The 6,603-nt window shown below is 64.2% G+C and carries 6 protein-coding genes, 2 tRNA genes and 1 pseudogene; 7 read left to right on the plus strand and 2 right to left on the minus strand.

Translation table 11 applies throughout. The features are described 5' to 3' along the window. Positions 1-291: pseudogene (locus tag JaAD80_RS30935) on the minus strand (hypothetical protein); the annotation flags it as partial. A 162-nt stretch (positions 292-453) separates the two neighbouring features. Further along, the gene (locus tag JaAD80_RS25730; protein WP_071322095.1) at positions 454-1,104 is read right to left on the minus strand and encodes a VTT domain-containing protein; all 651 of its coding nucleotides are present in this window, start codon (positions 1,102-1,104) and stop codon (positions 454-456) included. A gap of 248 nt (positions 1,105-1,352) precedes the next feature. On the opposite strand from JaAD80_RS25730, the gene JaAD80_RS25735 reads away from it, so the two are divergent. From JaAD80_RS25735 to JaAD80_RS25765, 7 genes are all read left to right on the plus strand, one after another. Further along, positions 1,353-2,291: a peptidylprolyl isomerase gene (locus JaAD80_RS25735; RefSeq protein WP_102298800.1), complete on the plus strand. Its 939-nt coding sequence runs from the start codon at positions 1,353-1,355 to the stop codon at positions 2,289-2,291. 119 nt (positions 2,292-2,410) lie between these two features. Next, positions 2,411-4,321 (plus strand): DNA mismatch repair endonuclease MutL, encoded by a 1,911-nt coding sequence (mutL, locus tag JaAD80_RS25740; protein WP_102298801.1) that lies wholly within the window; start codon positions 2,411-2,413, stop codon positions 4,319-4,321. 112 nt (positions 4,322-4,433) lie between these two features. Next, entirely contained in the window at positions 4,434-5,381 is a 948-nt protein-coding gene (gene miaA / locus JaAD80_RS25745) for a tRNA (adenosine(37)-N6)-dimethylallyltransferase MiaA (protein WP_102298803.1), read from the plus strand. 91 nt (positions 5,382-5,472) lie between these two features. Then, positions 5,473-5,549, plus strand: a tRNA-Met gene (locus JaAD80_RS25750). 60 nt (positions 5,550-5,609) lie between these two features. Then, positions 5,610-5,686 (plus strand) — tRNA-Met (locus JaAD80_RS25755). A gap of 190 nt (positions 5,687-5,876) precedes the next feature. Beyond that, positions 5,877-6,404 carry a sigma-70 family RNA polymerase sigma factor gene (locus JaAD80_RS25760; protein WP_102298804.1) on the plus strand — a complete coding sequence of 176 codons (528 nt, stop codon included), beginning with the start codon at positions 5,877-5,879 and terminating at the stop codon, positions 6,402-6,404. Then, on the plus strand, positions 6,401-6,603 hold a 203-nt coding region (locus JaAD80_RS25765), incomplete at its 3' end, for a DUF4880 domain-containing protein (RefSeq protein ID WP_146012540.1). The genes JaAD80_RS25760 and JaAD80_RS25765, both read left to right, overlap by 4 nt.

Consider the following 6,603-nt stretch of genomic DNA (forward strand, 5'->3'; position numbering starts at 1 on the left):
CTGCGTGGCGCGCATTTCCGCCAGGCGCGCGGCAATGCGCTCGGACAGGTCGACTTCGGCCGCCTCTTCCTTCTCGCGCGCCGTGGGCGCCACGGTCACGGGCGCCTTGGCCTCCTTGCCCTTGACAGACTCGGTCAGGGTTTTCATGGCGGCCGCGCGCGCCGACGCCGACATGGGGGCGCTCGCCGGCACGGATGCGGCGGTGGTTGCCGCAGCGGGGGCATCTTTGGCGCTGGCCATCGCCGTGACCACGGCAAGGCTGCAAGCTAACAGGGCGCTCAAATGTCGCATGGAAATCCAGAAAGTAAGAATACCTTCTGGTTTACGGCTCGAAAGCAACAAAACTTGAATCAGAGCAGGAGGAAAACAGCAATACGGAAGAGAAAAACCGGTCCAGGGCTGCCGCGGGCGGTGCCGCGGCATGTTTGCCCTGGATCAATACAGCGCACGGCCTCAGGCCGACTTGCCAACCATGCGCTTGTAGAGTTTCCACATGCCGCCCAGTACCACCGGCACGACGGCGGCGCCGACACCGATCAGCACGATCAGGGTCAGGTGGTCGCGGATCCACGGGATGTTGCCGAAGAAGTAGCCAGCCGTCACCAGACCCACCACCCACAGCAGGGCGCCCGTCACGTTATACATCTGGAAGCGCGCATGCGTCATGTCGGAAATACCGGCAACAAACGGCGCGAAGGTGCGCACCACCGGCACGAAACGCGCCAGGATGATGGTCTTGCCACCGTGCTTTTCAAAGAATTCATGCGTGCGGCGCATGGCATCCTTGTTGATCCAGCGGTAGTCGTGGGTAAACACCCTCTGTCCGATGGCTTCGCCTATCCAGTAATTGAGCGTATTGCCCGTGATGGCGGCCGTGACCAGCAGGAAGATCAGCAAGCCCAGATGCATCTGTCCCGTCGCGCAAAACGCGCCGGCGATGAACAGCAAGGTATCCCCGGGGAAGAAAAACAGGACCACGAGGCCTGTTTCACAAAAAATAATGGCAAACAGCACCGCATACACGAGGGTGCCGTACTGCTCGATCAAGATACCCAGCGTCTTGTCGACATGCACGATCATGTCGAGGAATTGCACAAAATCCATATATTTTTCCCTAAAGGTAGCGGCGGAATCATACACCACCCGGCCAGCGCAACGGCAGTCCCCGCGCCGATATTTTGTGATTAATTATGCGGCGCCCGTGCGGGCGTGGCGTTTTAAGGAAAGGTTAAGGAATGCCTTCGTCGCCACCGGCTGCGGAGCATGACAATACACAAGGTTTTTTCATCGAAACATTATCAATCTGGTATACACTTTCTGACCGGCACAACCCGCGCCGACCAGGAGAGACCATGTATCTGCATCGACTGAACGGCCTGACCATGGCCGCCGTACTGGGCCTGGCCCAGCTGCCCGCCCACGCGGCGCCCATCCGGATCAAGGCGCCCGCCGAGCTGCCCGCCAAGGCCAGCGTCGCCGACGCCATCAAGGCATCGAAACCATCGGACTGGCGCGCGCTGGACCCGGACAACACCCTGTACCTGGAAATCCCTGCCGGCCGCGTGGTGATGGAGCTGGCGCCCGAATTCGCCCCCCAACACGTGGCCAACATCAAGGCGCTGGTGGCCGAACAGTATTACGACGGCCTGGCCATCAACCGCGTCCAGGATAACTGGGTGGCGCAGTGGGGCGATCCGAACGAGAAAAACCCGAAACCGATCCAGCACGCCCGGCGCACCCTGCCCGGCGAATTCACGGTGCCCCTGAAAAACGTCAGCAGCTTCACGCGCCTGCCGGACGTGGACGGCTACGCGCCGCAAGTGGGCCATTCGAACGGTTTCCCTTCCGCGCGCGACCCTAAAACCGGCACGGCCTGGCTCACGCATTGCTACGCCACCGTGGGCGTGGGCCGCGACAATGCCAGCGACAGCGGCGGCGGCACGGAACTGTATGCCGTCATCGGCCAGTCGCCGCGCCACCTGGACCGCGACATCACCGTCATCGGCCGGGTCGTCGCCGGCATGCCGCTGCTGTCCACCCTGCCGCGCGGCACGGCGCCCATGGGCTTCTATGACAGCCCCGAAAAAAGCGTGCCGATCAAGGCCATCCGCCTGGCCGCCGACGTGCCGCCCGAGCAGCGCGCCAAGCTGGAAGTGATGCGCACCGACAGCGCCGCCTACCAGGCCGTGCTGGAAGCGCAGCGCAACCGCGGCGGCCCGTGGAGCAAGGTGGCGGCCGGACATATCGACGTGTGCAGCGCGGCGATTCCCGTGCGGGAGGCGGGGAAGTAAGCCGAACCGAAGTCCAAGTTCCGGGGTCGTACCCTGAGGGTACGGCCCCAGCCTTTCGTTTTGGGTTTCAGGCATCAGCACAGCAGCGCCTCCCCTTGCGAACCCGCTATAATCTGGGGATGAACGCTCCCATCACGCCCCGCCGCCCGATCCAGGCCCTGCCTGACCAGTTGATTTCGCAAATCGCCGCCGGCGAGGTGGTCGAGCGGCCGTCTGCCGTGGTCAAGGAGCTGCTGGAAAACGCGCTCGACTCGGGCGCCACGCAGATCACGGTGCGCCTGGAAGAAGGCGGCGTGAAACGCATCTCCATCACCGACAACGGACGCGGCATCGACAAGGAACAATTGCCGCTGGCCCTGGCGCGCCATGCCACCTCGAAAATCGCTTCCTTGCACGACCTGGAAAACGTCGGCACCCTGGGTTTCCGTGGCGAGGCGCTGGCCTCCATCGCGTCGGTGGCCGCCGTTACGCTGACCTCGCGCACGATGGACGCGGCCCACGCGTGGGAAATCGTCGGCTCGCACAACGGCAGTGTCTCGCCTGCGTCGGGCGCGCACGGCACCACGGTGGACGTGCAGGACCTGTATTTCAATACGCCGGCGCGGCGCAAATTCCTCAAATCCGAACAGACGGAATACGGCCACTGCGCCGAAGTCGTGCGCCGCATCGCGCTGGCGCGGCCGGACGTGTCGTTTTCGCTGTCGCACAACGGCCGCACCATCGACCAGTGGAATATCAGCGAACTGGCCAGGCGCAGCGCGCACATCCTCGGCAACGACTTCGCCGAAGCACGCCTGGCGCTGGACGAATCGGCCGGCAGCCTGCGCCTGCACGGCTTTGCCGGCTTGCCAACGGCCTCCAAGGCCCGCGCCGACGGCCAGTTCTTCTATGTGAACGGGCGCTTCGTGCGCGACAAGCTGCTGGTGCACGCCGTGCGCATGGCCTACCAGGACGTGCTGCATGGCGACCGTTTTCCATCGTATGTGCTGGCGCTCGACCTCGACCCGGCCCTGGTCGACGTCAACGTGCACCCGTCGAAGATCGAAGTGCGCTTCCGCGACAGCCGCTCCGTACACCAGTTCGTTTTCCACGCGGTGCAGCGCGCACTGGCGCAAACCTCGGCCACGGCCTTCGGCAGCGTGCCGGCGCCCCTGCCTGCCGCCTCCACCCTGAGCGGTGACAGCGCCGGTGCGGGTTTGGGTGGACCCGGCATCTGGCGCCGCGAACAGACGCAAACGTCGTTCGGCGCGCAGTTTACAAACACCTACGCCCCCGCCTCCCCCGGCGCGGCGCGGCCCTTCTTTGCCGATGCACCGGGCGTGGCGCAGGACACGGGAGCCTATGGCGCCCTGTTCGGCGGCAGCGGCGCGGCCAGTTCGCCGATCACGCAGGTGGAACCGTATATCGCCTCGCCCGAAGCCATGGCGCGCGAAGAATATCCGCTGGGCTTTGCCCTGGCCCAGCTGCACGGCATCTATATATTGGCGCAAAACACCAAGGGCCTGGTGCTGGTCGACATGCATGCGGCGCACGAACGCATCCTGTACGAACAGCTGAAAAACGCGCTGCAGGCGCAGGTCTCGGGTCAGGACATGCAGGTGCAGGCCTTGCTGATCCCCGTCACTTTCTATGCAGACGCCATTGAAGTATCGACGGCGAATGAAAACCAGGACACCTTAAAAGCGCTGGGCTTCGATATCGCCGCCCTGTCGCCCACGACGCTGGCCGTGCGCAGCGTGCCGACCCTGCTGAAAAACGCCGACGCGCAAACCCTGGCGCGCGACGTGCTGCGCGACGTGCGCGAATACGGCGGTTCGCGCGTGCTGATCGAGCGCCAGAACGAATTGCTGGGCACCCTGGCCTGCCACACGGCCGTGCGCGCCAACCGCATCCTGTCGGTACAGGAAATGAACGCCCTGCTGCGCCAGATGGAGAGCACGGAACGCGCCGACCAGTGCAACCACGGCCGGCCCACGTGGGTGCAGGTCGAGATCAATGCGCTCGACAAATTATTCCTGCGCGGCCAATAGACAGTAGGGACAGTAGGTCGATTAGCGCAGCGTAATCCGACACTGCAGCGGCAGCATCACGTCGGATTACGCTTGTGCTAATCCGACCTACGCATCACCTTAAAGAATCAATATGCTAAACACCCCACACCTCCCCCTGGCCGTCGCCATCATGGGTCCCACGGCCAGCGGCAAGACGGCCAGCGCGCTGGCCATCGCCCAGGCCATCCCGTCCGAGATCATCTCCGTCGATTCCGCCCTCGTCTACCGTGGCATGGATATCGGCACGGCCAAGCCGTCGAAGGAAGAACTGGCCCAGGTGCCGCATCACCTGATCGACATCATCGACCCGCTCGATGCGTATTCCGTGGCGCAGTTCCGCAACGACACCTTGCGCCTGGTGAGCGAGATCTCCGCGCGCGGCAAGCTGCCGCTGCTGGTCGGCGGCACCATGCTGTACTTCAAGGGCCTGGCCGATGGCCTCGACGACTTGCCGGGCGCCGATCCCGTGCTGCGCGCCCGGCTGGAAGAAGACGCGGCCGCCATCGGCTGGCCTGCCATGCATGCGCGCCTGGCCCAGCAGGACCCCATCACGGCGGCGCGCCTGGCGCCGCAGGACGCGCAACGCATCGGCCGCGCGCTGGAAATCATCGCCCTGTCCGGCCAGCCCATGTCGGCCCTGCTGGACCGCCGCGAAAAGACCGTGCTGCCATTCCAGCTGCAGTCGTTCGCGCTGGAGCCGTCGGACCGCGCCGTGCTGCACGCGCGCATCGCCACGCGCTTTGACGTGATGCTGAAAAACGACGCGCTGCTCGATGAAGTGGATGGGTTGCGCAGGCGCGGCGACCTGCATCCGGGCTTGCCCTCGATGCGCTGCGTCGGCTACCGCCAGGCCTGGGATTACCTGGACGGACGCATCGACCGCGCCGCCTTGCGCGAGACGGGCATCATCGCCACGCGCCAGCTGGCCAAGCGCCAACTCACCTGGTTGCGCTCGATGCCTGAACGCATCGTCATCGACTGCCTGGGCCCTGACCCGGCCGCGACCATGCTGGCGCAAATCCAGCCATTGCTAAAGTAACCACCACCGATGCGCGCGCAGAAAAATCCGCACATTTTTTTGCGCCAGCATTGACAAGGAAATCGGAAGACTGGATAATGCTCGGCTGTTGGGTGATATAGCTCAGTTGGTTAGAGCACAGCATTCATAATGCTGGGGTCGGTGGTTCAAGTCCACCTATCACCACCAAAGAACATCGATCAGTTTTTTTACTGGTCAAAACCAGCATCCGGTCTGACCGGTCTGTTTGGTGATATAGCTCAGTTGGTTAGAGCACAGCATTCATAATGCTGGGGTCGGTGGTTCAAGTCCACCTATCACCACCAAGAATCTGCAGGATGAACAACCCGCCCTTGCCTTGCGCAGCGGCGGGTTTTTTCATTTCCGGCTACCACTTCACCGCCCCATTGCGGCCTCTACGCAACACCTGCCCGCGCCACATGCAATCGGGGATTGTCGCAAGCGGCCCCTGCCGCTTACAATGAGAATAATTCTCATTTATATTATTCATCGCCCATGTCCACCATCCAGCCCAGCCTGCAACAGCAAGTGCAGTCGCTCTACAGCGATCACCACGGCTGGCTGGTGGGCTGGCTGCGCAAAAAGCTCAGCTGCCCGCATGGCGCGGCCGACCTGGCGCAAGACACGTTTTTGCGCATCATCACCTCGCGCGACGCCCTGTTCGGCATGCGCGAGCCGCGCGCCTACCTGTCGACGACGGCCAAGCGTTTGCTGCTCGATCGCGCGCGCCGGCAAGTGCTGGAACGCGCCTACCTGGCGGAACTGGCGCTGCTGGCCGACAGCCTGCCCGGCGCGCCCTCGCCGGACGAGGTGCTGATGGCCGTGCAGGCGCTCGAGCAAATCGCCGGTGCGCTGGCCGGCCTCTGCGTCAAGGCGCGAGACGCTTTTCTGCTGCATTACCTGGAAGAGCTGCCGCAGGCAGCCGTCGCCGCGCAGCTGAACGTCTCCACGCGCATGGTGCAGAAATACCTGGTGCAGGCCTTGCTGGCCTGCCGCCACGCCTGTCCGGGCATGGCGGCATGATGCGCACGCACCCGGATATCGTGGCCGAACAGGCTGCCCACTGGATCGTGCAGCTGAGCGCGGACGACCCGGCCGAGCGCGAACAGGCGCGGGCCGGCTACGCCGCATGGAAGGCGGCCGACCCGCTGCATGCGACGACGGCGGCCGGCATGGAAAACCTGCTGGGCCAGCTGCACGCCGTGCGCGAACCGGCCGGCGG

The organism is Janthinobacterium sp. AD80 (genome assembly GCF_002878455.1).
In the GTDB taxonomy this organism is placed as follows: domain Bacteria; phylum Pseudomonadota; class Gammaproteobacteria; order Burkholderiales; family Burkholderiaceae_D; genus Janthinobacterium.